At 37.4% G+C, this 26,773-nt stretch carries 28 protein-coding genes, 19 tRNA genes and 1 riboswitch; of the genes, 9 read left to right on the forward strand and 38 right to left on the reverse strand.

All coding sequences use genetic code 11. The features are described 5' to 3' along the window. Nucleotides 1–137: 137 nt before the first annotated feature. Nucleotides 138–797, forward strand: a complete 660-nt coding sequence (locus tag T323_RS0114320) for an ABC transporter ATP-binding protein (RefSeq protein WP_026673908.1) — start codon at nt 138–140, stop codon at nt 795–797. After that, a complete protein-coding gene (locus tag T323_RS0114325; protein ID WP_026673909.1) occupies nt 781–1,557 on the forward strand; it encodes an ABC transporter permease in 777 nt (258 codons plus the stop codon). Before T323_RS0114320 ends, T323_RS0114325 begins: the two co-directional genes overlap by 17 nt. Before the next feature lie 482 nt (nt 1,558–2,039). Here the strand turns inward: T323_RS0114325 and T323_RS28885 are convergent, their stop codons facing one another. The 6 genes from T323_RS28885 to T323_RS0114355 all read right to left on the reverse strand — a co-directional run bounded on the left by T323_RS28885 (nt 2,040) and on the right by T323_RS0114355 (nt 6,099). After that, nucleotides 2,040–3,089: a DUF5667 domain-containing protein gene (locus T323_RS28885; RefSeq protein ID WP_051556543.1), complete on the reverse strand. Its 1,050-nt coding sequence runs from the start codon at nt 3,087–3,089 to the stop codon at nt 2,040–2,042. Between the two features lie 73 nt (nt 3,090–3,162). Further along, nucleotides 3,163–3,247: riboswitch (cyclic di-GMP riboswitch) on the reverse strand. 255 nt (nt 3,248–3,502) lie between these two features. Next, nucleotides 3,503–3,952: a hypothetical protein gene (locus tag T323_RS0114335; RefSeq protein WP_051556544.1), complete on the reverse strand. Its 450-nt coding sequence runs from the start codon at nt 3,950–3,952 to the stop codon at nt 3,503–3,505. A gap of 2 nt (nt 3,953–3,954) precedes the next feature. Further along, entirely contained in the window at nt 3,955–4,464 is a 510-nt protein-coding gene (locus T323_RS28045) for a hypothetical protein (protein WP_051556545.1), read from the reverse strand. Next, nucleotides 4,461–4,847, reverse strand: a complete 387-nt coding sequence (locus tag T323_RS0114345) for a VOC family protein (RefSeq protein WP_026673911.1) — start codon at nt 4,845–4,847, stop codon at nt 4,461–4,463. The genes T323_RS28045 and T323_RS0114345 overlap by 4 nt, the downstream gene beginning before the upstream one ends. 20 nt (nt 4,848–4,867) lie before the next feature. Further along, entirely contained in the window at nt 4,868–5,398 is a 531-nt protein-coding gene (locus T323_RS0114350; protein WP_026673912.1) for an AAA family ATPase, read from the reverse strand. 11 nt (nt 5,399–5,409) lie between these two features. Beyond that, entirely contained in the window at nt 5,410–6,099 is a 690-nt protein-coding gene (locus T323_RS0114355) for an aspartate/glutamate racemase family protein (RefSeq protein ID WP_026673913.1), read from the reverse strand. A gap of 247 nt (nt 6,100–6,346) precedes the next feature. On the opposite strand from T323_RS0114355, the gene T323_RS28050 reads away from it, so the two are divergent. The 3 genes from T323_RS28050 (at nt 6,347) to T323_RS0114370 (ending at nt 10,215) form a co-directional block, all read left to right on the forward strand. After that, the gene (locus T323_RS28050; RefSeq protein WP_051556546.1) at nt 6,347–9,640 is read left to right on the forward strand and encodes a S8 family serine peptidase; all 3,294 of its coding nucleotides are present in this window, start codon (nt 6,347–6,349) and stop codon (nt 9,638–9,640) included. A 2-nt stretch (nt 9,641–9,642) separates the two neighbouring features. Beyond that, the gene (locus T323_RS26805; RefSeq protein ID WP_035178809.1) at nt 9,643–9,891 is read left to right on the forward strand and encodes a hypothetical protein; all 249 of its coding nucleotides are present in this window, start codon (nt 9,643–9,645) and stop codon (nt 9,889–9,891) included. Nucleotides 9,892–9,960: 69 nt separating this feature from the next. Continuing rightward, entirely contained in the window at nt 9,961–10,215 is a 255-nt protein-coding gene (locus tag T323_RS0114370; RefSeq protein ID WP_026673914.1) for a hypothetical protein, read from the forward strand. Nucleotides 10,216–10,387: 172 nt separating this feature from the next. On the opposite strand, the gene nadD is transcribed toward T323_RS0114370, so the two are convergent. The 8 genes from nadD to T323_RS0114405 form a co-directional block, all read right to left on the reverse strand. Then, entirely contained in the window at nt 10,388–11,005 is a 618-nt protein-coding gene (nadD, locus tag T323_RS0114375) for a nicotinate-nucleotide adenylyltransferase (protein WP_026673915.1), read from the reverse strand. A gap of 23 nt (nt 11,006–11,028) precedes the next feature. Next, a complete protein-coding gene (locus tag T323_RS0114380; protein WP_026673916.1) occupies nt 11,029–12,120 on the reverse strand; it encodes a nicotinate phosphoribosyltransferase in 1,092 nt (363 codons plus the stop codon). A 3-nt stretch (nt 12,121–12,123) separates the two neighbouring features. Continuing rightward, nucleotides 12,124–12,681, reverse strand: coding sequence for a cysteine hydrolase family protein (locus tag T323_RS0114385; protein WP_026673917.1), 558 nt, complete (start codon nt 12,679–12,681; stop codon nt 12,124–12,126). 90 nt (nt 12,682–12,771) lie between these two features. Next, nucleotides 12,772–13,575 carry an NUDIX domain-containing protein gene (locus T323_RS0114390; RefSeq protein ID WP_026673918.1) on the reverse strand — a complete coding sequence of 268 codons (804 nt, stop codon included), beginning with the start codon at nt 13,573–13,575 and terminating at the stop codon, nt 12,772–12,774. 98 nt (nt 13,576–13,673) lie between these two features. Further along, nucleotides 13,674–14,084: a hypothetical protein gene (locus T323_RS28055; RefSeq protein ID WP_051556547.1), complete on the reverse strand. Its 411-nt coding sequence runs from the start codon at nt 14,082–14,084 to the stop codon at nt 13,674–13,676. Then, complete coding sequence (locus T323_RS28060; RefSeq protein ID WP_051556548.1) at nt 14,065–14,625, reverse strand: EamA family transporter; 561 nt, start codon at nt 14,623–14,625, stop codon at nt 14,065–14,067. The genes T323_RS28055 and T323_RS28060 overlap by 20 nt, the downstream gene beginning before the upstream one ends. A gap of 48 nt (nt 14,626–14,673) precedes the next feature. Then, nucleotides 14,674–15,219 (reverse strand): hypothetical protein, encoded by a 546-nt coding sequence (locus T323_RS0114400; RefSeq protein ID WP_026673919.1) that lies wholly within the window; start codon nt 15,217–15,219, stop codon nt 14,674–14,676. Next, nucleotides 15,197–15,730 (reverse strand): RNA polymerase sigma factor, encoded by a 534-nt coding sequence (locus T323_RS0114405; RefSeq protein WP_026673920.1) that lies wholly within the window; start codon nt 15,728–15,730, stop codon nt 15,197–15,199. The genes T323_RS0114400 and T323_RS0114405 overlap by 23 nt, the downstream gene beginning before the upstream one ends. 132 nt (nt 15,731–15,862) lie before the next feature. On the opposite strand from T323_RS0114405, the gene T323_RS0114410 reads away from it, so the two are divergent. Beyond that, nucleotides 15,863–16,816: a calcium/sodium antiporter gene (locus T323_RS0114410; protein ID WP_026673921.1), complete on the forward strand. Its 954-nt coding sequence runs from the start codon at nt 15,863–15,865 to the stop codon at nt 16,814–16,816. On the opposite strand, the gene T323_RS0114415 is transcribed toward T323_RS0114410, so the two are convergent. Beyond that, the gene (locus T323_RS0114415; RefSeq protein WP_026673922.1) at nt 16,803–17,594 is read right to left on the reverse strand and encodes an alpha/beta fold hydrolase; all 792 of its coding nucleotides are present in this window, start codon (nt 17,592–17,594) and stop codon (nt 16,803–16,805) included. The two genes, T323_RS0114410 and T323_RS0114415, sit on opposite strands and share 14 nt — an antisense overlap. Before the next feature lie 99 nt (nt 17,595–17,693). Between T323_RS0114415 and yfbR the strand changes: the two genes are divergently transcribed. Beyond that, nucleotides 17,694–18,275 carry a 5'-deoxynucleotidase gene (gene yfbR, locus T323_RS0114420; protein ID WP_026673923.1) on the forward strand — a complete coding sequence of 194 codons (582 nt, stop codon included), beginning with the start codon at nt 17,694–17,696 and terminating at the stop codon, nt 18,273–18,275. Between the two features lie 204 nt (nt 18,276–18,479). Here the strand turns inward: yfbR and T323_RS0114425 are convergent, their stop codons facing one another. Next, the gene (locus T323_RS0114425; protein ID WP_026673924.1) at nt 18,480–19,367 is read right to left on the reverse strand and encodes a TIGR01777 family oxidoreductase; all 888 of its coding nucleotides are present in this window, start codon (nt 19,365–19,367) and stop codon (nt 18,480–18,482) included. A 229-nt stretch (nt 19,368–19,596) separates the two neighbouring features. Between T323_RS0114425 and T323_RS0114430 the strand changes: the two genes are divergently transcribed. Both T323_RS0114430 and T323_RS0114435 read left to right on the forward strand, forming a co-directional pair. Further along, nucleotides 19,597–19,788 (forward strand): hypothetical protein, encoded by a 192-nt coding sequence (locus T323_RS0114430; RefSeq protein ID WP_026673925.1) that lies wholly within the window; start codon nt 19,597–19,599, stop codon nt 19,786–19,788. Then, nucleotides 19,781–21,163, forward strand: coding sequence for an amidase (locus T323_RS0114435; protein WP_026673926.1), 1,383 nt, complete (start codon nt 19,781–19,783; stop codon nt 21,161–21,163). The genes T323_RS0114430 and T323_RS0114435 overlap by 8 nt, the downstream gene beginning before the upstream one ends. 66 nt (nt 21,164–21,229) lie before the next feature. Here the strand turns inward: T323_RS0114435 and T323_RS0114440 are convergent, their stop codons facing one another. The 22 genes from T323_RS0114440 to T323_RS0114545 all read right to left on the reverse strand — a co-directional run bounded on the left by T323_RS0114440 (nt 21,230) and on the right by T323_RS0114545 (nt 26,768). Beyond that, complete coding sequence (locus T323_RS0114440) at nt 21,230–21,934, reverse strand: class I SAM-dependent methyltransferase (RefSeq protein ID WP_026673927.1); 705 nt, start codon at nt 21,932–21,934, stop codon at nt 21,230–21,232. Between the two features lie 248 nt (nt 21,935–22,182). Next, entirely contained in the window at nt 22,183–22,893 is a 711-nt protein-coding gene (locus T323_RS0114445) for a YczE/YyaS/YitT family protein (RefSeq protein WP_245613732.1), read from the reverse strand. Next, entirely contained in the window at nt 22,890–24,242 is a 1,353-nt protein-coding gene (locus T323_RS0114450) for an MATE family efflux transporter (protein WP_026673929.1), read from the reverse strand. The genes T323_RS0114445 and T323_RS0114450 overlap by 4 nt, the downstream gene beginning before the upstream one ends. A gap of 180 nt (nt 24,243–24,422) precedes the next feature. Further along, a tRNA-Leu gene (locus T323_RS0114455) sits at nt 24,423–24,507 on the reverse strand. A gap of 15 nt (nt 24,508–24,522) precedes the next feature. Further along, nucleotides 24,523–24,598, reverse strand: a tRNA-Lys gene (locus T323_RS0114460). Nucleotides 24,599–24,634: 36 nt separating this feature from the next. Next, nucleotides 24,635–24,710: transfer RNA gene (locus tag T323_RS0114465), tRNA-Thr, on the reverse strand. Nucleotides 24,711–24,713: 3 nt separating this feature from the next. Next, nucleotides 24,714–24,789, reverse strand: a tRNA-Val gene (locus T323_RS0114470). Nucleotides 24,790–25,089: 300 nt separating this feature from the next. Further along, nucleotides 25,090–25,164 (reverse strand) — tRNA-Glu (locus tag T323_RS0114475). Between the two features lie 4 nt (nt 25,165–25,168). Further along, nucleotides 25,169–25,243 (reverse strand) — tRNA-Asn (locus tag T323_RS0114480). Nucleotides 25,244–25,246: 3 nt separating this feature from the next. Further along, nucleotides 25,247–25,323, reverse strand: a tRNA-Ile gene (locus tag T323_RS0114485). Between the two features lie 24 nt (nt 25,324–25,347). After that, nucleotides 25,348–25,424 (reverse strand) — tRNA-Pro (locus T323_RS0114490). Nucleotides 25,425–25,436: 12 nt separating this feature from the next. After that, nucleotides 25,437–25,513: transfer RNA gene (locus tag T323_RS0114495), tRNA-Arg, on the reverse strand. 54 nt (nt 25,514–25,567) lie between these two features. After that, a tRNA-Leu gene (locus tag T323_RS0114500) sits at nt 25,568–25,656 on the reverse strand. Nucleotides 25,657–25,734: 78 nt separating this feature from the next. Continuing rightward, nucleotides 25,735–25,809, reverse strand: a tRNA-Gly gene (locus T323_RS0114505). Between the two features lie 7 nt (nt 25,810–25,816). Then, a tRNA-Gln gene (locus tag T323_RS0114510) sits at nt 25,817–25,891 on the reverse strand. 14 nt (nt 25,892–25,905) lie between these two features. Then, nucleotides 25,906–25,981, reverse strand: a tRNA-His gene (locus T323_RS0114515). A gap of 16 nt (nt 25,982–25,997) precedes the next feature. Then, nucleotides 25,998–26,071, reverse strand: a tRNA-Trp gene (locus tag T323_RS0114520). A gap of 25 nt (nt 26,072–26,096) precedes the next feature. Next, a tRNA-Tyr gene (locus T323_RS0114525) sits at nt 26,097–26,180 on the reverse strand. A 6-nt stretch (nt 26,181–26,186) separates the two neighbouring features. Continuing rightward, nucleotides 26,187–26,262 (reverse strand) — tRNA-Phe (locus T323_RS0114530). Nucleotides 26,263–26,301: 39 nt separating this feature from the next. Continuing rightward, nucleotides 26,302–26,377 (reverse strand) — tRNA-Asp (locus T323_RS0114535). Between the two features lie 56 nt (nt 26,378–26,433). Beyond that, nucleotides 26,434–26,510 (reverse strand) — tRNA-Met (locus T323_RS0114540). 165 nt (nt 26,511–26,675) lie between these two features. Then, a tRNA-Ser gene (locus T323_RS0114545) sits at nt 26,676–26,768 on the reverse strand. Nucleotides 26,769–26,773 lie beyond the last annotated feature (5 nt).

The following is a 26,773-nucleotide window of genomic DNA, read 5'->3' on the forward strand; positions in this document are numbered from 1 at the left end:
AAAGTATGTGTTTTTTGTGAAGAAAAAATAGAAGGGATAAAATTCAAAATCTCCAATTCCGTTCTTGTCCAATTATTGGTATCATTTTCACTAGATTCACATTAGAGATTAATTGAGAGAGAGTGTGAGGAACCTTTATGTTTCAATTAAAAAATATTAAAGTAAATGGCATCTTAACTATTCCTGACTTAACAATCCCTACACTGAAAACAACTTCAATTATTGGACCAAGTGGAAGTGGGAAAACAACACTGTTGCGACTATTAAACAATGTATCTAGTGCTGATGAAGGGAAGATTTTTTATAATGAAGAGCTCCTTACTTCAATTGATCCTATTCAATTAAGAAGAAATGTCGTCATGTTACAACAACATCCTATTATTTTTGAAGGAAGCGTCGGAGACAATTTACAAACAGGATTACGTTTTTCTAACAAATCGTTAGCCACTGAGGAAGAAATGAAAACACTTCTACACGCATTTCGGATTAAAGCTGACTTAACTAAAGATGCGATGTTATTATCCGGTGGGGAAAAACAACGACTCGCACTAGCAAGAGTACTGTTAATGAAACCTGAAGTATTACTTTTAGATGAACCGACTTCTGCATTGGATGAAGATACAGCCTTTGAAGTCATGAATCAACTTCTTGGCTTTACTAAACACATATCTTGCACAGTCCTTTTTATTTCCCATTCCAAAGCGATTATCGACACGTTTGCAGAACATATCATCGACCTTTCCTATTATAGTCATACCGTTCTAACTAAGGAGGTTTCCCATGAACTCTGCGATTGATTTAATGTTTTGGCAAGTGCTTGTAGCTTATATTTTTATTATCATCTTATTATGGATTGTCCGCATCAAAGGAATTAAACGTGAAAAAGAAATCATGATCGCAACGATAAGAATGACACTTCAACTTATATTGGTCGGATATCTTCTCGTTTACATTTTTGAAAATCCTCATCCAATTTTCACTTTGCTTATTTTATTCATTATGCTTGCCTTTGCCACACATAATGTATTTAAACGAGCTAAGCTCGAGTTAACAAAATCATTAAAACAATCCATAACTATCTCAATGGTCGTCGGGATAACGATAAGTTTAACCTTCTTTATTTTTCTCGTCTTAACATTATCACCTTGGTATGACCCACAATTCGTCATTCCAATCGCAGGTATGATTATTGGTAATTCGATGACAGGTATTACATTAGGAGTAAACCAGCTTTTACATGGGATGAAAACCGAAAAAGCAGAAATTGAAGCGGCGTTAATGCTCGGTGCCACACCAAAAACGGCAGCGAAAAAAATAACAAACCAAGCTTTTGACGCAGCGATGCTCCCAACAATTAATTCCATGGTTGGGATGGGAATTATCTTTTTACCTGGAATGATGACAGGTCAAATTTTATCAGGGCTCTCACCGATTACAGCGGTGAATTATCAAATTGCTATTATGCTTGCAATCGTTGGCAGTGTTTCTTTATCTGTTATTACATTTTTGCATCTTGGCTATAAAACATTTTTTAATGAGAAACAACAGCTTTTATAATCATTAACAAACTTACTATTGGCAAAAGAGCTAAAAACCCTTTGTTTCTATAATTAATGTCTCCAAATATCGTGAAATGAATTGGAATGTCGTGAGGAAGTAGATACCAATTCATCACAACATAGCCAATGTGACCGACAAATAATTAAAAGGACAGAAATCAAATCAATCCACTCCAAAACAGCCATCGTGTATCAGTTTCTTTATTTAGCTATACTCTCGGTAGGAATAACAGGTTTCGTATTCAACGCATCTTTTACCGGACATACAGTACGCTATTTTAGAAAAAACAAGTATTTTTTCATCCGTTAAGGACATCTGTTCCGTTATTTCACTAGTAACAGTATTAATTTTACTAGTTTAACGGTGAATAACGGAACAGATGTCCGAACCTCTACTGAATATCGCAATTTCACCCTATTTAACGGAATATTTTTCCGTTCAAAAAAAAGGACGCATGACATCTTCATGCGTCCCCTTCATTATTCTTTTTCCTTTTTACCTTTATTTCCTCGTTCTTTTTCTTTCTCTTTATTCTGTTCTCCTTGTCTCCCTTGCTTCTGTTCGTTTCGTTCTGCTTTCTTTTCTTGTTTATCCTCTTTTTTCTGTTCTTTCTTTGCTGCCTTTTCTTGCTGTTGCTGTTCTTTCTTTACTTGCTTTTCTTCTTTCTTTGCTTCATTCTTTTGTTGCTTCTCTTGCTCTGGCTTCTTTTGTTTGTTTTGCTCAGCAACTTTTTCTTTTCCTTTATTCACAACGACTTGTTTCTCTGCTTCATTGGTTGTCTCAGAAACTTCAGCTATCTCAATTTTTTTCTCTTCTTCAGTGGAAGGACCCTCTTGTTCTATTTCTTTTTCTTCGCCTTCCTCTATTTCTTCTTTGACTGCCTGCTTTTGTTGTTTCTCCTCAATTTTAGCAAGGTGTTTATTTACTTTTACTTCTAATTTTTCTTGAGCTTTTTCGATATTTTTTTGAAGCGCTTCTTTTGCCTTTGGATTTTCAACTTTTTCAAGAGCCGCGGTTAGAGCAACAATGTTGGCAGAAAACTTTTCTTCCAATACAGCTCGATTCGGGTCAACAGCCGTTACTTCCTCTTGTGCTCCTTCTTCTACCTCTTCAGTTAATTCTTTTTCTTCGACTCCATTTTCTTCTTTTATCTTTTCTAGCGCGGCTTCTTGTTGGTCAAGAGCTTTTTGTAAAATCTCAGTGGCTGCCTCAACATCGCCAAGTTCGAATAGTGCTTCTGCTTCTTTTATCCGTTCTTCTACAAACGAAGCAAGTAATTCCGCTTCTTTATCTTCATTAAACGTAAATGCAAGTTGAACATTTTCCTTTAGCTTTTTTAAAAAGTAAAAGAAATCTCCTGGCAAAAGAGCAGGTGCTTCAATAATAACCTCTTCCTCTGCTACAATTTCAATAGGCTCATCATTTTCAGCAAAAACTTGCCCTGCCCCGATAGGAAACGCAACTAAAGCACCTAGAATCAGCGTTGCTACTAGTTTACGAGTGTTTCGTTGTATTTTCATTTTTTGCATAAAAAAATCCTCCCCAGAATAGTTGTTCGGAAGAAGTCGATAATCCTCATTTACATAAGGGTATTCTTCATTCTTCAGCAGCACAGCCACCATTGCGGTTTCGCTTTAGGTCTGTAACTTTGCGTCTCCATCTTTCAATGGATTTGCCTTTTTCAAATGAGAACGATAATAAAGTTATATGTGTCGTTCAACATTATTATTAATCATAATGGATTCAGTGATAAATTGAAAGTACATTTCACCTTGAAAAAAATACCAAAATTCGTATCGGACATTTGTTCCGCTATTCTACAAAAAATCATGTGTTCTATGATTCTATCGGACATCTATTCCGTTATCCTTCTTTTTTCTCATCCTATTTTAGTTATTATAATAAAATAGCGGAACAAATGTCCGAACGGTATCTTCTCCACTCATTCATCGATGACAGAAACAATACTTTCCTCAGGCAAGACAGTTTTAATAAATTCTACATCAGCAGCTGTCATCTCGTTACCGAAAAATTCGGTACCCCAATGCTCTGAGCTAAAAATACATGAACCCTTTTTATATAAAAAAATAGAAAACCATTTTAGCTGGCGATGTTTATTAACAAAGTCCGTTACTAAATACTCCTTTTTCTTGTCTGTCATTTCTCCACCAAAATAAACGAGAGACAGTGAATTCGGAATTTCATGGAATTCGTCATACCTCTGTTTCAACTCTTCTATGACTTCTTTTTCTTCCTCCCAACAATGAATTTCTATAGTATCAGCCCGAGTGATAAAACGATTCATCAGCTTCAGCCAATAGCGATAGTCAAAGTCAGTTGGAATACAATGAGGCGAATTTTCAAATATAGATATAGAAAAATAAATCTTCATCCTTATTCTCCTCCTTTTCTTTTTCTAACAAAGAAAACAATTGAGCTAGAAAAAATAGCGATAAAAAACAACAAGTAAATCGTCATGACGACCAATCCGTTCTTTTTTTCTTCCGCCTTTTCCTCTGCTTCAGCACTAGACTTTAATTTATGACTTTTGACTACTGGTTCCGTACTCGATTCACCTAAGTAAATCTCCTCTCGTATTGCCTTTAGAAAATATCCATTTTCAACTTCAACCGCAATGGCTTCTTCCGTAGTCACTCCCTTTATTTTATAAAACTTTGTCCCTTTTTGATAAGCATTTGAAAAATTTTCCGGTAACAACTCCATATCTGAATACGTTGTTACTTGACCAATCTCTTCTTCTACCTTTTCAATCTTCGTATCTGTTACAACATACAGATTTTCTTCCCAAGTAATAAAAGGATACGCCCAGGATGTAGCAACCGTGGTTAATGGAGAAAAAAATAAACAAAGTATTACGATGAAAAATAACACATTTTTCTTCATGAGGATGGAATACCTTTATCACATTGCACATTAAATAAGTTTCCGTCAGGGTCATAAAAATGAAGAAATTGATTTCCTACTCCATCGTCTTCAATTGCTTCGACCTTGACATGATGTTGCTGTAAAAGGGCGTATAACTCCTTAATTTCTTTTGTTTGAAACCCTATAACATTGTGTTGCTTTCCATTAACAGTAAAATTAGCTTTTGTCTCATCAGCTGTTTCTACTAAAAATAGCATTTGACCAGAAGGCAAATTAAGTTGAGCTAAATTCTCTTCTTCACTTTCCCAAACGAACTCTAGTCGTAACACTTCTTTATACCAATCAATCGCCTTTTTTAAGTTTTTCACAGGGATTTCTGTAAACAAAATGTTTTCTAGCATTAGCACATACTCCATTTCATTTAGTCTTTATTAGTTATCATCCAACTAGGCAACAAAGAAAGATGATTATCTTTTAATACGATGACCTTCTCTCCATATGGATGTAACATCTCTATGATCTCTTGTTTACTCTCATATTCAAACGTCTTGTTCCATTTAAACATTGAACAGAAAATCTGCCATGTCGGTTTATAATGTGCTTTTTCTATTGTTAACTTTTGCAAAAGAAACCGTTTGATTATCCGTCTTTGTCTTGTTCGGTAGTTTGTATTCAAAAAAATAATGACGTCTGCGGCAGCAAAACTCGCTGAAACCCACTTATGATGAGATCCTTCAATAATCCATGTTTGTTTAGTTATCATTGTTTGTAACAAGTTATCGCGCTGCTCATCACCTCTTCTTATATCACCTGATTCGGTTCTTTCCCAAACAACATTATCTAGCTCATAATAAGGGATGCTTCTTTCTTTAGATATCAACTTTGCTAACGTTGTTTTTCCACTTCCAACCGAACCGATAATATGAATCTTGTTAGGTCCATTGTTTCTCATACTATCACTCTTTACGATAAGGCTTTATTTACAGCTGCAACGGTATGAATAGAGGTTGTGTTAAATAAGGGGACACTCGAATCTTCTTCCTGAACTAACAATCCAATTTCAGTACAACCTAATATGATTCCTTCCGCCCCATTCATTCGTAATGTATCAATCACTTGTTTGTATACTTCTTTAGATTCTTGTGTAATTTTTCCTAAGCAGAGCTCTTCATAAATAATTCGGTGTATCATTTCACGCTCAGTTTCATTTGGAATAACAATGTCAATGCCAAAGTCTATTATCCTAGATTTATAAAAATCTTGTTCCATCGTATATGAAGTGCCTAATAACCCTACTTTTCTTAAACCTCTTGTTTTAATTTGAGCCGCTGTCGCATCAGCAATATGCAGAACCGGGATTTTAATATAAGCTTCAATTTGGCTTACGACTTTATGCATTGTATTTGTACAAATTACAATAAAGTCAGCACCTGCTTTTTCTAATGCGAGTGCAGCTTCACCTAATCTTTGTCCCGCTTCTTCCCATTTTCCTTTTGCCTGGAGTATTTCCATTTCAGCAAAATCAACACTAAACAAGATACATTTGGCGGAGTGTAAACCTCCACGTCTCCTTTTCGTTTCTTCATTAATCATACGATAATATTCAGCTGACGACTCCCAACTCATTCCTCCGATTAAGCCAATCGTTTTCATCCTATACTCCTATCAAAACTAAAATTTAAACAATCGTTTAATTAAAAACTATACTAGTTATTCCTTCCATATTTACTTTTATTTTATCATGTTCAATCGTCATGACCATAGGAACGAACAATCATTTTTTGATATTGCCACTTGAAAAACAATTTTAGTTGTAACTTAAAACTTATTGACCTCCGTCCGAAAATGAGAGATAATAACTAAGACTATTATCCTAAAAAAACAACATGAAGGGAGCTCTATGAAATTGAATACAGGAAAGAAAGTAAAACAAACGATCATTGTTCCAATTTTAGTTTCAGGTTTAATTGCGAATTCAATTATACCTTCTCACGTCCTTGCCTCCTCTACTATTGAACAACAACAAGAATTCAATGTAATCGTTGTTTATAAAAATAGTAACGGTAAGGAAAAAATTAAAACTCATGCAGTAAACGTAAAACAAGAACTAGACACATTACATGCCGTATCTGTTACTTTATCTCATGATGGGTTACGTACCCTTCAAAGCGACCCTGATATTGCTTATATTCAACATGATGAAGAAATTCAATTACTCTCCCAAGGTCCACTTCCTCAATGGAATGTGGAAGCCGTAAATGCCCATAAAGCTTGGGAAGAAGGTTTTACTGGATCTGGCGTTAAAGTCGCGGTTGTCGATTCTGGGGTTTCCCTTCATCCTGAATTAAATGTTAAAGAGAGAATTTCATTTTTAGAAAATGATCCTGGGACACAAAACGATGAATCCTCACCTGAAGATTTCGATGGTCATGGTACCCATGTTGCTGGAATCATTGCTGCAAAAAAGGGTGGTGGAACCATTGGAGGACGAGATGTTGTCGGAGTCTCTCCTGATGTTGAGCTTTATTCTCTTAAAGTGATTGATGTACAAAGCGGGAGTATTCTTGACCTTATTAAAGCTATCGACTGGTCGATTGAAAATGAAATGGATATTGTAAATATGTCATTAGGTTTAAGCAGTGACTCTCCTTTGTTACGAGACGCTGTGAACCGAGCATATGCTGCAGGAATTTTACTAATTGGAGCTAGTGGCAATGACGGTGTTGGAACGCCTGTTAATTATCCAGCTAACTATGATTCTGTTATTGCTGTTTCTTCAGTTACCCAATTGAAAACAATTTCTAGCTTTTCCTCTACTGGACAACAAGTGGAATTCACTGCACCCGGTAGTAGCATTATAAGCACTTACAAAATGTTACCAGGCCAACAAGGAACTTATGAACCATTAAGTGGTACATCAATGGCTGCGCCTCATGTTGCTGGATTTTTGGCACTTCTTAAACAAAAGAATCCTCATATGTCGGCTTCAGAGCTTCGTGAAGAATTACAGTGGTATGTAGATGATTTAGGAGACGAAGGTCGAGATGAATTATTTGGGTACGGCTTTATAAATTATTTAGCTTTAGATACAGAGCCCCCAGCTAACATTACAAACTTGCTAACTAGTTCCGTTTCAGATCAATCTATTTCTCTTTCATGGACAAATCCGACAGATGAAGATTTTGAAAAAGCCCTTATTTCTTTAAATGATGAAATGATTGGAGAAACTACAGGAAATACTTTTACTATTCATGAGCTATTACCAGACACTGAATATCAGATTGTCATATCCTCCACTGATAAAAGAGGAAACAAATCTGATGGTGTTCTACTCGTTGTTCAAACATTAGCATCATCAATTGAAGAAAGTGCTGAGGAAACTGAGCAACCAGTAGGAGAACCAATCCAAGAAGACGAGGAAACTCAAACAATTACACTTGAAGAAATTAATCACTTCCAAGTTTCAAGCAAAACTTCTCATTCAATTTCTGTTGAATGGTCGAACCCTGACCATGTTGACTTTGAGAAAGTAAACTTATATTTAAATGGAGAGCTTACTAGTGAAGTCTCTTATCCAAATACGTCATATACGTTTTCACAACTCGCTTCTTCTACTCAATATGCAATTACCGCCAAAGCTGTTTATGCTGGCTCAGAATCAGAAGGTATTAGGATTACAGTTGAAACCGAACCATTGCATAATGAAAATGTTGAAGACGAAACTGATAATCCTTCAAGAGACAACGATAATGACCAAAATAACAATAATGATGGTCGTATAGAAGAGGACCGAGATGACGAGGAAGCTGACTCTCCTTCCAATGACAACGATAATGACCAAAATAACAATGATGATGGTCGTATAGAAGAGGACCAAGATGACGAGGAAGCTGATTCTCCTTCCGATGACAACGATGATGACGAAGATAACAATGATGACGGTCGTTTGGAAGAGGATCGGGATGACGAGGAAGCTGACTCTCCTTCCAATGACAACGATAATGACCAAAATAACAATGATGATGGTCGTATAGAAGAGGACCAAGATGACGAGGAAGCTGATTCTCCTTCCAATGACAACGATGATGACGAAGATAACAATGATGATGGTCGTTTGGAAGAGGATGGGGATGAAGCAAACTCTGAACCTCCTACAAATAACGATGACAATACCGAAAATGTTGAAAACAATCCTAGCCTTCCAGTACCTGAATCAGAAACAGATAATGAACAGAATCATGAAATCCCTGTCCCTACCGAGGTCATGAAATTGCACTTACCATATGGTATCAATATGTTAGTTAGAACATTTAAAGAAGCTGCTTTTGAATTAGGTGGCATAATGGGTACGAGAGTTTTAGATTCACAAGGGAATGACGTTGATGGCAATCGTGATATGGAAGATGGTTTTATTGTCATCCAAAATGGTAGAGCTTATATTATTGAGATTGTTCGATACGAGCTTGATAGCTCACCTGTACAACAACCTAGTCATGGAGTACCTGCCCCTCCAAATCCAAATGTGACAAAACCAAAACCTAGTACTCCAGTAAAAGCACCAGTCAACGCTAAGCCGATTAAAGTACCTTCAAAGCCAAGTGTTGAAAAGCCAAAACAAAAGCAAGAACAAATTGCAACTACTGGACCAAAACAATCGAAACAAAAGAAAGTTCAACCTATTAAACAACCAACAGTAACAAAAGTGGTAAACACACCACAAAGAACACCATTAACTTCTTCTACCGAAAGCATAGCCCTTTCACCAGTAAGTGATACAAGGTTCGAGATTGAAAAAATTGCCCAGCTTTCAGGAACTACCATATCTTCTTTAACTGATGAGGAAGCGATTCAAGCGATTCGATTAGATATTCAGAAGAAAAAAGAAGACAAAATGCTAGCAATTGCAGATTTATTAGGCGTGAGTGTTGATGAACTAGACAACGGAACAACGAAAGAGTTGATGGAAAGACTAAAAGACCAGAAACAATCACTTTTAGTAGAAATTGCTGAAAAAGTGAATGTATCCGTTGAAGGACTTTCATTTAATGAAGCCATTTCATTCATAAAAAAACAACTTCAAGAAACGGTACAGATTCGCATTGAGGACCTTGCTAGTAAGCTAGACGTTTCAATTATTGGGTTAACACCTAATGAAGCATTAACAATAATAAAAGAAGCAGTGAAAGGAGAATAAACATGAAGAAAACTATAATACTATTTGCTATTTCTCTGCTTCTTGTTTCAACTGGTTGTACAAAAAAAGAAGTTACTCCTCCTCCTGTATCTGATGAGGAAGTGGCTAATCTTGAACAAACCATTACCGAGTTAACGGATACTGAAGATGCCTTAAATGAACTGGAAAACACAGTAATGGAACTTGAGAAACTAGAACAAGAACTATTAGAGCTAGAGCGCTTAGAAATGGAATTGGAAGAAATAGAATAGGCTTATAATCACCAACTACCCACCCTTTACGGGTAGTTGGTTCTACTTTTCTTGAAAGGATGTTAGGAATTGGGAGACAAACCATTTGATGAGCTAAAAAGACTTGAAGAAGAATGGAAAGAGCTTGAAGAGATGCAAAAAGAAATGGAAGAAATGGAGCAAGAGGAACGAGAATATCAAGAAATGCAGGAACTTCTAAATGATATGAAAGAAACAGAAGAGCTTGACCGTTTTGAAAAAGAGTTTAAATCTGAGCTTGAGCTAGAAAAAAACAAAAAGAAACCTAAAAGCTTATTAAACTTATTTGGGTTATTAAAAAAATAATATAAGAAAAACGCGGGAGGGTCTTTTCTTTCAAGCGAAGTGCGCAGCCTTCGCTCTTCTTGAAATAGCTTTCAAAGCTTCACTGCTATTTCAAAATTTTTATATGCTTTCTTATATGTTAAAAAATGCATCTTCATATTTGGTAGATGCATTTTTTTAATAGGTTCACCTGCTATGGTTTTTGTTCTTCATATAATCGATGAGTGAGCGCATAATCAAGTGCCGGTTGTGGAACTAAATATCGGACACTTAACCCATCAGCAATCCGTGACCGAATTAAAGTCGAACTCGTCTCAATGTTGACTCCTTTACTTAAACAATCAAAGCGGTGTTCATGTTTTGTTAAAAAGGAGTTTTTCGCAATAATACCGGCCATATCAAATCCTTCTCTTCCCATAACAATAAAGTAATTGTTTTCAATCAGTTCAAACCCTTTATGCCAATTTGTTATAGACGCTAGGTTATCGGCACCCATAACAAAGACTAACTCGTCCTTTGGGTATTGTTGTTTTAACTTTTCCATCGTGTTATACGTATACGTCTCCCAACCTTCTGCATCCATTTCAATAGGACTCACTTGGATTTTCTCATTGTCAGCAATTGCAAGCTCCACCATTTTTAAGCGATGTTCGTCCGCTGTTAACGCTCGGTCTTTGTCCCGCCGCTTTTGAGAAGAAGGGACAAGAATAATACCATCTAGTTTCCGTCGGTCGATGACCATTTCCATTGTGACTAGATGCCCAATCGTAATCGGGTCACATGCAGATCCAAATACACCGTACTTTGCCATTCCACCCACCCCTTTATCTACCTTTATAAGTTTACTTTCTCTAGCCGCGGATTCGGGTTGTACCTTCTCCCTTTTTTCGCTTCATGCTCACCATCAAGCAACACATTATCACCAGTAAAACCAATGTTTACTTTTAGTAGGCTTCCTCCGATTCCATACACATCAACAGGTGCTTCTTCATCTTCAAATTGTTTAATCCGTTCGGCGGTAAACCCTCCACTAACAACAATTTGAACATGCTGTAGTCCTTCCTCATCTAATGCATGCCGAAGTGCTTTTACTAATGGAACATTGACACCACGAGGATCAAACGTACCTAATACTTCTTCATGACGGATAAAATATTTATCAATCATCGTTTTTGATGTATCAATACGAACCCCTTTTAATTTTTTTCCAAATGCTTTCCCAACTTTAATTGAATCTGTAATGACGTCATTATTATAATCGGTTAAAGCGATTAAATCATCATCCGGAAATGTATTTAAATAGGCCCGAGACGCTTCGACAATATCGCCATTAAAAAGTTGAATTAACGCATGGGGCATCGTGCCTAATCCTTTCTCTCCCCACCATTCGTTCATTGCATGTGTTGCTTGTGCGGTCATCCCACCAATATAAGCCGCATACCCATCTCCTACTTGGTTGCTAAAATGGTCATCACGGTCACCCATGAAAATGACTTTTTTTCCAGTGGCTGCTTTTACAACACGGTATACATTTGTTGCTACACTTGTGCGTCGTGCGAGAATCCCGTCGATAATTCCTTCTAGAAAGCCAAATTGATGATACCCACCTTTGACCGTTAGTACAGTTTCAAATGGTTTGATTTTGTCTCCATCTTTAAGAGCATAGATTTCCAATGTATCTGGTGCATCAGCAAACGTTTGAATGAGTGCAATCGCTTCATCGATCCCACAAAGAACGGCATGTTCTTTTTGAAAAAACTGCATCGTTACGACCTTGTCTTGTTTGTATTTCTTTGCAATTTCTCTTGTTTTTAAAAAGTAAACAGCTGAATACCACCCTTCACCAACACGTTCATCAAATTTAAATGTTTTGTTAGTTAATCGCTCGATTTCTCCTTGTATTTTTAGTGCAATTTCCTTTCCCATCGTTTAGTCCTCCCCTCGTTTTACAACGGTACCATTTAGCACGTTTTGAATATGCTCAAGTGCGTATTCATGTCCTTTTGGATTAAAACTAGCAGCAGCGGCTTCATAGACGGTGATGCTGTAGCCAAGATTATACGCATCAATCGCTGTATGCAATAAACAAATATCTGTACATACACCAACAAGCTCAATTTCATTAATGTGACGTTCCCGTAATTTTATATCTAAATTTGTTCCAGCAAACGCACTGTACCGTGTTTTATCAATCCAAATGACATTCTTTGATTGTTCAATTTCTTGATAATACGCTCGTAATTGACCAAATAGTTCTCGGCCCTTTGTATTACGTATATTATGTTCAGGGAAAAGTTTGCTTTCTGGATGATAATGGTCTTCCTGATCATGCAAATCAATAGCAAATACAATGTAATCATTTTGCTCATATGCTTTTTTTGTTCTTTCGATAATCGCGGTTTCAATCTGTACAGCTGGTTCTCCAACCGGTAATGCTCCGTCTACAAAATCCTTAGTGTAATCAATATTAATTAATGCTTTTGTCATTGTCTTCACTCCTTATATTAATTGTCAATTAACGAATTGTTAATTTATTACGAGAGGAAAGGGTGTTTCACTCTACTCATAATCTATTTTTTATCGATATATCGTATGGACACTTTGATAATCTACAAAGCGGTATAATCGCGTTGGACGTTTAGACTCTTTAGTTGGTACTGTCATTTTCGGCTCGCCATCTTTATTTGTAACAAGTTCAATGAATGGCAATGTTGGTGCTTTTCGAAAAAAGGAAGACTTTGTTCCAAGCACAGATGCTGGTGCTACGGCTAACAACACATCACGTAAATCAGAGAGGATAAATTCTTGTGGTAAAAAATTTTTAGCAACGGTTGTCTCAAGCATGTCTCTTGTAATAAAAGCAAGGGCATCTTTTATGATTTGGTTATGGTCAAATGCTAAGTCTAGCTTAAATACATCTTGGATTGAAAATAAGGCAACTTCTTTGGCATCATCAGAACCTTTGCGACTTTCCAACAGTTTTTCTTGGACAATGGCATAATGAGCATTTGATATAATCCAGCCTCTCGGGTCTCTTCCTTCTTTATCATACACATTAAAATGTTGGACATGAATATTCGTTACTTTCGTTTCTTCCTCAAGCTCTCGAATAGCCGCTTCATACGCTGTTTCTCCAGGGTCAATAAACCCTCCTGGTAGCGCCCACTTATTTCCTTCAATGTTCGGATTGCCTTCTGAATCATTGTCTCCCCGCTTAATAAGCAATAACTTTAATACACGACTTGTTGTTTGCTCTTCATTAATAAAGGAATTGTCTTTTGCAATTGTGAAAACTGCAATGTCTGCTGTATAGCCATCAGGAGTTCGATATTTCGTTGGGTCATATTTTTTTAAAAACTCTTCTTCTGTTTGATCTGTCAAAAAAGTAAACTCCTTTCTTTTCGAGAGTATTAATTATCAATTTGTTAATTGTTATTTATATTATATTTGCTTTTTTTTACAAATGCAAGGATTTTTCCTTACCCCACTTTTGGTTGCTTGCTCTCTTTTTTGCTACTCTCCGAATGCTGCTCAACAAATACACTTATTATCGCAAAAGTAAGTAATACTAAAATCCCGATTAATGTACCTGTTGACCACTGCACCCTAGTATCAAATATTTGAAAGAAAAATGTAAACACAGGAATAAAGGCAATGCTAATCATGACAAAAAATGGCTCACAAACACGAATACCAAGTTGTAATAAATAAAGAGGGAGAATGACGCCAAACACAGTTACTACAGCGATCCAAATCAAGTCAGTAAAAACAACAAACTTCATAGAACCATTTCCAGTGGCGATTATTAGAGTAACCGGAACAATGATGTAAAAACGGTGAGCTAATATTGTCGTTGAATTCCAGCCGCGCTCACTTAATTTTTTCCGCATACACAGCAGCAAATCCACAAATCAATGAGGCAAGTAAACCTACCACCATATGGAGAGAAGAGCTTAGCTCAACTCCAGAACGACCTGTAAGTGAAGTCCAAAATAAAAAACAGCTACCAATTAAAATTCCAACCCCAATTCCCCATTTAGCCGGGCTAGCTTTTTGTGAAAATAAAAGCTTTCCAAGAAGTAGGGCAAATAACGGCCCCACTCCAATTTCAATTGCACTGACAATGGCTGGCTCGACATATTTAAGCGCATAGTAAAATGTAATAATGGCGACAGCTGTACTAGCATTTAAAAAAAGAAGGTCCTTTTTTCCTTCTTTTATGAGAAATGTTCGATTACTCTTTGAAAAATGAGAAAGCACATTAAACACAATAATCGTTATGGAAAAGCTAATAAATATAAAGACAAAAGGGTCTAACCCTTGGACTTTGTTCGCGTAATATACTTGTGTAGCGGCACTAAAAATGGCAGAGCCTAGTAAAAACATCGCTCCTAATAAAAAAACAGAACTCTCCTGTCTTGGATTATTCATTTATATAATCTCCCATTTCAATGTTTTATCCATAGGGTAACATTTTTTTTACAAAGAATGGGTCCAAAACACAAATAAAAAATAAAAAATGGTAATTCCAATGAACAACATGAGTATTCGAAAGACCGTTACATACATATGTTTTGGAAAGAGCCATTTACAAATCCATAATAAAAAAGCAAACAATAATGTCACCATTGTTTCAAATCCAAACAATTCAATAAAATGGTCATCGTCCTGTTCTTTTGGTTTAAACACGTAATACAAACAAATAAATCCTGGAACACTCAACAGCAGAAGCAGAATTAAAGGAACGAGTGATGTTTTTAAATCTATGGGATTTTGTTCAATTGAACCCGCTGGTCGTTCAGTAGAGAATAACGATATGTCATGCAATAAAATAGGCGCAACTAAAATAACACAAATAAAAGCTACACTAAGAACGGCTGCTATATAGGGAAATCTATGTTGGAATGGATTGGATTGACCATTTACATTAATTTTTGCAAACATGTCTTGCTTTTCTTCCTTAGTTAAATAGACTTTTTTTTGGAGCGATTGGAATTGTTGTTCATAGTTCTGAAATGAATCCATTTGAATAGCCCTCCTTCTCCCATTCTGTTTTAAACGCTTTCAGTCCTCTTATCAAATTCGATTTCACCTTGCTTTCACTCCACCCAAGAATATTGGCGGTTTCTTTTGTAGAAAGTTCTTTTATTTTTCTTAATACAATGACATCTCTATAATTTCTTTTTAAACTTTGTAGAACTTGTATTATTTCTCGTTCAGATTCCGTAAACAAAAATTGATTTTCAGGGGATTCTGCACTTTTGGCTCTAGCAGAAATGAGATGCTGGAACAACATGATTTTTTTGTTACGACGAATCATATCGATTGTCATATTTCTCGCAATTCGAAATAGCCATGCTTTTGGATTCCGACCATCAAAGCTGCTCATTTTTTCATAAGCTTTTATAAACGTATCTTGCGTTAAATCTTTCGCTTCGTTATAATCTGAAATCATAAAATAAATATACTGAAAGATATCATCACAATACTCTTCATACCAGTTTTTCAACAACAATTTCGACTCTTCATGATTCACTCTCACCTCTCCTTTCTCTTATAAGTAAAACGAATTCATTCACAAAAAAGATGCACTTTTATGTTTTTTCATTCAACAAAGGAATCAAGGGTACACTAACAAACAGATTTTTACTGAAGGAGGGATAAAGTGTTGTCTTATTTACTCTTATTACTAGGCTTTGCTCTTCTTATTAAAGGGGCAGAATATTTTGTTCAAGGTGCATCAAGCATTGCTGCTGCGTTAAAGGTCTCTCCAATGTTGATTGGATTAACGATTGTCGCCTTTGGAACAAGTTCACCGGAAGCAACCGTAAGTATAGTTGCAGCTATGGAGCAAAATGCTGGAGTTGCAGTTGGAAATGTAGTCGGCAGTAATATTTTTAACATAACCCTTGTTGTGGGGGTGGCTGCTTTTTTATATCCATTAAGGGTAGAAAGTAATACCATTCGTAAAGAAATTCCTTTTACATTATTAGCAAGTATTGCTTTACTCATTTTACTTAGTGATAAAATGCTACAATTTGTATCGGATAATGTTTTAACTCGCAGTGATGGCATTATTCTCTTATTGTTTTTTGCTGTTTTTTTATATTATTTATTTGAAGTCGCTAGACAAAATTGCGTGAAAGAAGGTACAGCATCACCGAAACAATCGTTGTCTTGGGGGAAACTCATATTCATTACAATTATAGGATTAGCCGCCATTATTATCGGTGGTGATCTTGTTGTCAATCATGCTACTTCAATTGCCTTGTCATTTGGAATGAGCCAAACGTTAGTCGGATTAACAATTGTTGCTGTCGGTACCTCATTGCCAGAACTCATCACATCGATTACCGCAGCATTAAAAAAAGAAAGTGATATCGCATTAGGCAATATCGTTGGTAGTAATATTTTTAATATTTTATTTGTCCTTGGTTCTGCTTCTGTCATTTCCCCATTATGGGTTGAGGATAAAATTTTTGTGGATGTTTATATCATGATTGTTTTCACTCTGCTTTTATTGCTATTTTCTAGAACCAATTATAAAGTCGGGAAAATCGAAGGAGTTATTTTAGCAAGCTTTTACGTCATTTATATGGTTTATATTATCATCCGTAATTAGGAGTCGATCTGATTATATGGTGAGGTAACGCTTGTTGTTCGATCCAGCTCTCAACAATCTCATTAAATAACATCGGGTTTGCTAAAGACACACCATGACCTATATTAGAAATCACTAACCCTGTAATAGAAGGATGACTTTTGATAAGGTCTTGAAGCGACTTTTTCATAATTGACCGTTCTTTTTCCCCAACAGTAACAAGGATGTTTGCTTTTGCATTAGAAAACGTGGCCGGAATCGTAAATGCCATGTTTTCTTCCATGATCCGTAGAAATGTATCTTTTTTTACTTGTTTACTTTCTTGAAAATAAACATCAAACAAATCTTGTTGAATATACATCGATTTCGCTTGTAGTTGGGCAAATGATTTCAATTTTACTAGCGGAAAGGTAAACATCATCGACCTTAGCATTAGTTTTGCAAAGGGAATCGGGCGAACTAACGGACTGTTTACTATCGCATTATTGATTACGTTAGGATTTATACTGAGCATCGAGATTAGAACTTGAGCACCTAAAGAAAATCCAACAACGGTAACAGCTCTTCCGTTTCTTTTTTCCTCTAGTAACGCGAGAACCTGTTCTGCACTTTCTTTTATTGTAAACGAGGTCGTATTTTCACTCTTTCCTTGTTCAGGTAAATCAGGAACGAGGCAATGGTACCTTGAAGAAAAGTAGGAAACTTGTTTATCCCACATCCATCCACTTACTCCTCCGCCATGAAGAAACACAAGTAGTGGGTTGTCATTTGAGCCGTATTCTTTGTAATAAAGATTCATTTTAACTTCCTTTCTATATATTCTTTGACTCTAATCACTTGCTTGTTCACTCTGTCTGCTGTACGATGAGCAAGGAGAAATTGCAAGGGAAGTGGAATAATGGAGAGTCATCTTTTAGCAAATTTATACCGCGTTCGATACATTGAACGTTGGAGTTTAATGAGAAATGTAATGAAAGAAAATGTAGCCGAACATTCCTATCATGTTTCGCTTTTAACACACTGCTTATGTTCCATTGCTTCTGAAATTTATGGGAAACAAATTAATACAGAGAAAGCGGTAACGTTATCACTGTTTCACGATGTAACAGAGGTATTTACGGGCGATATCCCCACACCGGTGAAACATCATAACCGGGATATTCTAAATAACTTCCGTGATATTGAAAAGCTTGCTGCGGAAAAATTAGTGAAGCAAGCACCAAATGAGTTAAAGCATGTTTATCAAGAAGCCATTTGTGATTCTACTGATGACGAGTTGATGAATTATATAAAAGCGGCTGACCTGATTGATGCTTATTTAAAATGTACAATTGAACTGTCAGCAGGAAATCGTGAATTTGTCGTAGCAAAAAAACAAATTGAAGAAAAAATTATCCAACTAAACATGCCTGAAGTAGACTATTTTCTTCGTCATTTTGCTCCTAGCTTTGAAAAAACATTGGACGAGATTTCAGAATAGAAGTCTGTCATTTCTAACGGACATACGTTCCGTTATTCTTATGTTTTTTCACCTTTTTCTACTGCAAACGGACATCCATTCCGCTATTTCACTTAAATTCAAAGATATTTTCGGATATCCATTAACATAACGGAACAGATGTCCGTAACATCTTGAAAACTAGCTTTTTTTTTGAAATAACGGATCTCATGTCCGTTAACTTTTTTAGCTAACAATATGATCGAGTGTTTTTTCTAAAGTATCAAACTTAAATTGATAACCTTCCTGTTGCAATCGTTCAGGAAGAACCCAACGACTCTTTAACACAAGCTCCGTTTCGGTCTTAATAAAGACAGCCCCTAACTCAAGCATCCATTTCGGTGCAGGTAATCCAAATGACCTATTCATCGCTGTACGCATATGCTTCATTAGCTCACGATTAGTGACAGGATTAGGAGCAGCGCCATTAAATACTCCACTTAGGTCTTCTCTATCTTGTAAAAATAAAACAATTTGATATAAATCCTCAACATGAATCCAACTGAACTTTTGATTTCCTTTTCCTTGTGCTCCTCCAAGTCCAAATTTTACAAGGTTTTGATACGGCGTCATTACCCCGCCACCTTTTCCTAGTACTATTGCTATTCGTAACGCAATTTGTCTTGTCTTTGGTAAATCAAACGAAAAGAACGCTTCTTCCCACGCTTTGGCAACATCAACAGAGAAACCAGACCCTAATTCTCCTTTTTCTTCTGTCATCGCCCGATCTTCTGCATGACGATAGATTGTCGCTGTACTAGAGTTAACCCAAAGTTTCGGGGGATGTTCGCATTGTTTAATGACTTCACCAAGTAGTTTCGTAGTTCTCACTCGTGAGCCCATAATTTCCTGTTTATTTTTTTCGTTATATCTACAGTTAACTGATTTACCTGCTAGATTAATAAGCAATTCTGCCTCATTGACTGCCTCAACAAGTGCAGTATGATCATCCCATGATATATGTTGTGGTTGTCTAGAGATAATTTTCACATCATATCCGTTATTCCGCCATTGTTTCTCAAAATACTGACCAATAAAACCTGTACCACCTGCTATGACTATTTTTTTCGTCATATGTATCGACTCCATTCCTAGCATTCTTTTCTTTATATTATAACGTTATTTACAATCTTTTAACGATTTATTTTCAATCCCTCTTACTAAAGTAGTATCGGCTACAAAGCATGCTTCAAGTATTTTTATAAATATCCATAAATGATTTTATCTAATAATCCATGACACATTCCACCCTGATTTTCATACTGTGATAAAACCTACAAAAAAAGGGGAGGAATGTGTCCTTATGCAAACTTTAACTATGATAAAACAAGGTCTTCACCTACATTGTATTCCTGTCGTCGAAACTGACCTTCTGTATATTCATAACGTATTACAAACAATTAATCAAGCTCAAACATCGTTTGATGATCACCCCATGCTCCATGAAAAAGCACCGATTACAGTTGTAGACCCTGAGGTGATCCAATTTGACTGAACTTTATTCTTTCTCTGCGACAGAGCTTGCTAGGTTATTAAAATCGAAACAAATTTCTCCAGTTGACATTATTCAATCTACATTTGATCGCATAAAGCAAGTAGATTCTTCCGTCAATGCGTATATTACAACATTAGAAGAAATAGCACTTCGACAGGCTACCTTAGCAGAAACAGAAATAATGAATGGATTATATAAAGGTCCACTACACGGTATTCCGATTGGCATTAAAGATAACTATGAAACGAAAGGAATTCCGACGACAGCTGGATCAAAGATAAAAGAAAACTATATTCCAGATCAAACTGCTACTTCTGTTGAAAAGTTGCTATGTGCGGGCGGAATTATGACTGGAAAACTAAATATGCATGAGTTTGGAGGTGGGCTAACAAATACGAACATCCATTACGGTCATACGAGAAACCCGTGGAATTTACAACACACTCCTGGTGGGTCTAGTGGTGGAAGTGCTGCCGCATTAGCTGCTGGTTTGGCTACACTTACTACTGGAACCGATACATTTGGTTCCATTCGTGTTCCTGCTTCTATGTGTGGAGTCTATGGCTTAAAACCAACGTATGGTTTAGTGAGTACAAAAGGAGTTACACCGTTAGCTTGGTCATTAGATCACGCAGGACCAATGGCTCGTTCCGTATCCGACCTTGCCCTTATGTTACAAGTGATGGCTGGCTATGATCCTCAAGACCCTGCTAGCATTAAAGCACCAGTACCACATTACAAAGAATACTTACGAAAGGGAATAAAAGGGATAAAAATCGGTGTTCCTACCAGCTATTTAGAAGGATTGGATGAAGATGTTTCATTCTTATTTAATAGCGCTTTACACACACTTCAACAACTTGGGGCAACCATTACAGAGGTGAAAATAGAAGAATTATCACTTTCTAGCTTTGCCAATTATGTCATTACAACTGGTGAAGCTGCCACATATCATTATGAAAAGCTTCAACAAAACTTCGAGGATTATGCACCAGATGTTCGAATTTTCTTTGAAACAGGGGTACTCACAAATACACCTCAATATGTAAGGGCTCAACAAGCACGTCGCGCGCTCACTGAAGCATTCCAATCTGTATTTGACGAAGTCGACCTTTTACTTGGACCAACCGTTCCGATTATAACACCAGCGTTTGCTGAAGAAATGGTAAAACAAAATCTAGAAATAACAAAACGCTCTATGCCTTTTACAGCACCACCCAACTTAACTGGTACACCTAGTCTAGCAGTTCCTATGGGTGTCGCTCGCAATGGCGTTCCTGTTGGAATGCAGTTCATCGGAAACCACCTGTCTGAAAAACTTTTATTTCAAGTAGGAAGTAGCTGGGAGGAAACAAACCCACTAGATAAGAAATAAAGCATCAATAAACCAAGAGAGTCATTCTCTTGGTTTATTAAAATTTTTCATTCCATCTATCTTTTCTCATTGTTTTTGCACAACATATGTCACTGCATTTGTTTTCAATAATACTGCTTTATTATCGCGATTAATTTGAAAAGACAAAGGCTTAATTGTGGATTGAAGAAGTTTCCAGCCGTAATAAGCTTGCTGGAGTTTATTCAACATCTCAGTTGTAGAGAGGTTTACTTCAATGAGAGGATTTAAATTCTCATTTGTTTGCATATCGATTTCTTCTAGTTCTGAATTGACAATAAGACAGTTGATCCCATTTCCTTTTGTTGCTGCTTCGATTCGTGAAAGGACATTATCTAATGTCTGTTCAGAATCTACATGCTCTAGACAAGAAACGGCAACGATAAAGTCATATTCATTTGTTCCCATTGAATAAGTGCCAATGTCAGATTGAATAGCTTTAATCTTATTTTCAACACCATATTGTTTACTATATTGTTTTAACTTTTGTAAAGCCGATTCAAGAATATCTACACAAACAACATCCCCTTCTCTGTCTACCATGTTTTGCGCGATAGGGATACTATTTCTACCAACACCGCTACCTAAATCCAACACCTTTATTTTTTCATTCTGAGATAACATACAAAATGAATCGATTACCGTTTTTACTGGTTTATGTAACCAAGAACCTTCTTCAAATAATCGGTAGTTTTCATAACAAGACTCATGATACCGTTTTTCCTCTTCCCTTATTCGCTGAATGTGATCCAAAACTGCCTCCTTGTTACTTCACTTTAAATTTCTTAAATCATTTTATGTTTGACCTGACAGATCAAACATTTTCCTGTACGGACATTTGTTCCGCTATTCCCTCCAATTCAGCCTCGTATCTCTCATCAAATGTAAAATAATGAAATTCATGTCCGGACCCCTACGAAAAATATGGACAATTTGCAATAATAACGGAACAAATGTCCGTAACAATTAAAAAAACACAAACAAAACATCGTCTGTTTGTGTTATGTTGCAGGTTTGACTTGATACACGAGCTTTTCAATTTTTGGATACCAAAACTGAATGTATGGTCCAATAAACAATGCAACAATTAATGTACCGAATCCAATCGGACCTGCAACGAGTAAAGCTAAAAGTAAAGCTAATAATTCAGTTAACATTTTTGCAACCATAAGTTTAAACCCAAATAACATTTGTAAAGCAATCATAAAACCATCAACAGGAATTGGCGCAAATCTTGCTTGTAAATATGTTGCGACTCCGATTGAAATAAGGGTCAATCCTATCGCAAATGTTACAATTTGCATAAGTATCTCGGCAACCTCAAGTTGTCGAAACGCAATCAATAACCAAAAATCAACAAAATATCCGAGCAAAAGCGTTGTCAAGATGGATGTAACTTCAGGACGTTTTCTAAGCAATAACGCATTGACACCAATCATAGTTAAACTGACGATAATAACCCATGTTCCCACTGTTAAGCCAACTCGCTGTGACAAGCCAACTGTCAGAGCATCCCAAGGACCCACTCCAAGGTTGGCGTTAATCGTTAGTGACACACCACAAGATAAGATAAATAAACCGAAGACATAACATAATCCCCGCTTAAATGTAAGATTCACAATATCACCTATTCTATTTAAGACTCTTTTTATAGCATCCCAAGTATCGCAAACGACAATCAGTTTCGCAAATAAAACGTCTGATATTATCATTCGGTTTTCTCCACAACAGCATACTTATGCCAATTCCCAAACATATAGTACCCACTAGCAAACAAACTACTAATGATAAAACTTACGCCCATGCCAAGCGCGATGCCATCTTCCCCCAGCCATACAGCAAACCAATACGTCAAAGGATATCGTAACACCCAAAAAGAAATGATATTGAGTATTAATACAGGGAAGAATGCTCCAGCTGCACGGACAATCCCATTTAAGACAAAATTAATACCTAGAAAAGGATAAAAAAAGGCGACTAACCGCAAATAGCGAGCACCGTATTCAATTGTTGACTCATCATTTACAAATAACGCGATAAATATTGGTGCAAAAATAAAGGCAATACAACTTATGATAACAGTCACAGTTCCAATTAAAAATAATCCACTTTTCGTTATTAATGAAACTCGATCCCACTTTTGTGCGCCAATATTTTGACCAGCCATACTATTTACGGCCGAACCTAGCGTCATCGCTGGTAGCATAATTAAACTGTCGATTCGTTGAGCCGCACCAAAACCAGCGACAACTTCTTCTCCAAAAGTGGTTACGACCGACATAATTGCCATCACCCCAGCCGATATCACCATCATCGACAATCCCGATGGCAATCCCATTCGAAACAATGCTATAAATTGAGTTTTTTCTGGAATTGTCGGCATGGTGAAAGGAACACCTGTTTTTGTAATCGAATAAATCAATCCATATAAAAATGCAATACCTTGCGAAACAATCGTAGCTAATGCTGCTCCTTCAATTCCCATATTAAAGCCAGAAATAAACAACGGGTCTAAAATCGTGTTTAAAATAACTGCGATAATCACAAAACGTATCGGTGTTTTGCTATCGCCCATTGCTCTTAACACTGTTCCAATAAAATTATAACCGAATAAAAACACAATCCCGATAAAATTAAGTTGTAAATAAGAAACCGCCATTGGTAATGTCGTATCTGGTGTTCCTAGCCATATTAATATTGTTTCAGCAAACATCAGTCCAATGATTCCTAACACAATGGTCAATGTTCCAAGGACAAATACAAATGTATTTAATGCTTTTTTTAAGCCTTCTTCATCCTTTGCTCCCTTATATTGTGACAAAACCGTCAAACTGGCTCCGTTCACACCGATAATAAACGAAAGAATAGTAAAGACGACTGTCGCAGAAATCGATATCGCTGCTAACGCATGGGACCCAATTAAATTTCCAACCCAAATGCTATCGATAAATTGATACGAAGTTTGCAGCAGGTTTGCAAAAAAAATCGGCCATGAAAACAATAACATCTTTTTTGAAATCTGTCCTTCGGTAAAATCCATTTGATTACTTGAATGTCCCATGGCACTCCCCTTTTTTCTTCTCTATAGGAGTATATTTATAAATAGCCCTAATTACGAAAGAATTGAGAAATTTGAAGTTCTTCTTCAGTATGGGGCAACATGCTCAATTTTTCAAAAAAATTAGATTATCTCTTCAAAACAAAAAAACTGCTCGTGAGCAGTTTAATTCTATGTATAAGATGGTGCGGGTGAAGGGAGTCGAACCCCCACGTCATAAGACACTAGATCCTAAGTCTAGCGCGTCTGCCAATTCCGCCACACCCGCAATTTTTTTTAAAAATGGTGAGCCATGAAGGATTCGAACCTTCGACCCTCTGATTAAAAGTCAGATGCTCTACCAACTGAGCTAATGGCTCTTGCTTTGTTGAAACAAAATATTACTGTAAACCAAATGGTGCCGGCCAGAGGACTTGAACCCCCAACCTACTGATTACAAGTCAGTTGCTCTACCAATTGAGCTAGGCCGGCATATGGTGGAGGATGACGGGATCGAACCGCCGACCCCCTGCTTGTAAGGCAGGTGCTCTCCCAGCTGAGCTAATCCTCCGTTGTGTTGTTGAAGATATTCAATGATGTTCCCTGTTTCTTCCTCTTCTCGTTTTCCAAGAGGCTAATGCGTCGAAACAACTCGTTGCATATTCAAGCAGTGATGCTTGTAGCTGAGCTAATCCTCCGTAGTATTTTTGATGTTAATTCAATGTAGTACCCTGTTTCTTCCTCTTCTCGCTTTTCCCAAGAAGCTAATGCGTCGAAACAACTCGTTGCATATTCAAGCAGTGATGCTTGTAGCTGAGCTAATCCTCTGTTGTATTTTGAAGTTAATTCAATCTACAACCATATAATATAATGGTGACCCGTACGGGATTCGAACCCGTGTTACCGCCGTGAAAGGGCGGTGTCTTAACCGCTTGACCAACGGGCCATTATGGCTCCACAGGTAGGACTCGAACCTACGACCGATCGGTTAACAGCCGATAGCTCTACCACTGAGCTACTGTGGAATATGGTGGGCCTAAATGGACTCGAACCATCGACCTCACGCTTATCAGGCGTGCGCTCTAACCAGCTGAGCTATAGGCCCAACTTTCTAGTAATACGTAAAAAATGGTCGGGAAGACAGGATTTGAACCTGCGACCCCCTGGTCCCAAACCAGGTGCTCTACCAAGCTGAGCCACTTCCCGAACATAAAAAAATGGCGCGCCCTGAGAGATTCGAACTCCCGACCTTTTGATTCGTAGTCAAACACTCTATCCAGCTGAGCTAAGGGCGCAACTTTATTCATTATAAACAGTTTTACTGCTAGACATACTATTTAATAGAATTATGGTGCCGAGGGCCGGACTTGAACCGGCACGATAGTCACCTACCGCAGGATTTTAAGTCCTGTGTGTCTGCCAATTCCACCACCCCGGCACATACAAAGAACTAGGTACATTATTAAATTACGTCATATTTTGTTTAAATGACTTGTCCATTTGGACAGTACCTATTTGGAGCGGAAGACGAGATTCGAACTCGCGACCCCCACCTTGGCAAGGTGGTGTTCTACCACTGAACTACTCCCGCAAAAAAATGGCTGGGCTAGCAGGATTCGAACCTACGCATGACGGAGTCAAAGTCCGTTGCCTTACCGCTTGGCTATAGCCCAATATTTATAATAGATGGGGCGATTGATGGGAATCGAACCCACGAATGCCGGAGCCACAATCCGGTGCGTTAACCACTTCGCCACAACCGCCATGTTGTGTTTGTTTTGGCAGGGGCAGTAGGAATTGAACCCACACTGACGGTTTTGGAGACCGTAGTTCTACCTTTAAACTATGCCCCTATCATTAAGGAATGTTTAAACTAAATGGTGGAGGGGGACGGATTCGAACCGCCGAACCCTAAGGAGCGGATTTACAGTCCGCCGCGTTTAGCCACTTCGCTACCCCTCCATAAAATGGTGGCTCGGGACGGAATCGAACCGCCGACACATGGATTTTCAGTCCATTGCTCTACCGACTGAGCTACCGAGCCAACTATTATGTATGAATAAATTCTAAATCATTTTGTTAATGGCGGTCCCGACCGGGGTCGAACCGGCGATCTCCTGCGTGACAGGCAGGCATGTTAACCACTACACCACGGGACCATTTTTTAGAAATAAAAAGTAGTTTTGCTTTTTTAGGCAATCCTACAATGTTTTTTTGGTTGCGGGGATAGGATTTGAACCTATGACCTTCGGGTTATGAGCCCGACGAGCTACCAGACTGCTCCACCCCGCGACGTTATAAAGTTAATGGATGTTGTTTTCGCTCTGAAGTGAACTCTTCCTCTTCTTGCTTTCTCTACGATGTGTATGCGTCGAGTTTACTCGATGGGTTTTCATCGATGTTTCGCTCGTTGCTCCACCCCATGACGTTATAAAGTTATGCTTTTGTTTAATAATATGGCGGAGGAAGAGGGATTCGAACCCCCGCGCGGTTTAACCCGCCTGTCGGTTTTCAAGACCGATCCCTTCAGCCGGACTTGGGTATTCCTCCGCATT

The organism is Alkalihalobacillus bogoriensis ATCC BAA-922 (genome assembly GCF_000621445.1).
Lineage (GTDB): Bacteria > Bacillota > Bacilli > Bacillales > Bacillaceae_F > Bacillus_AO > Bacillus_AO bogoriense.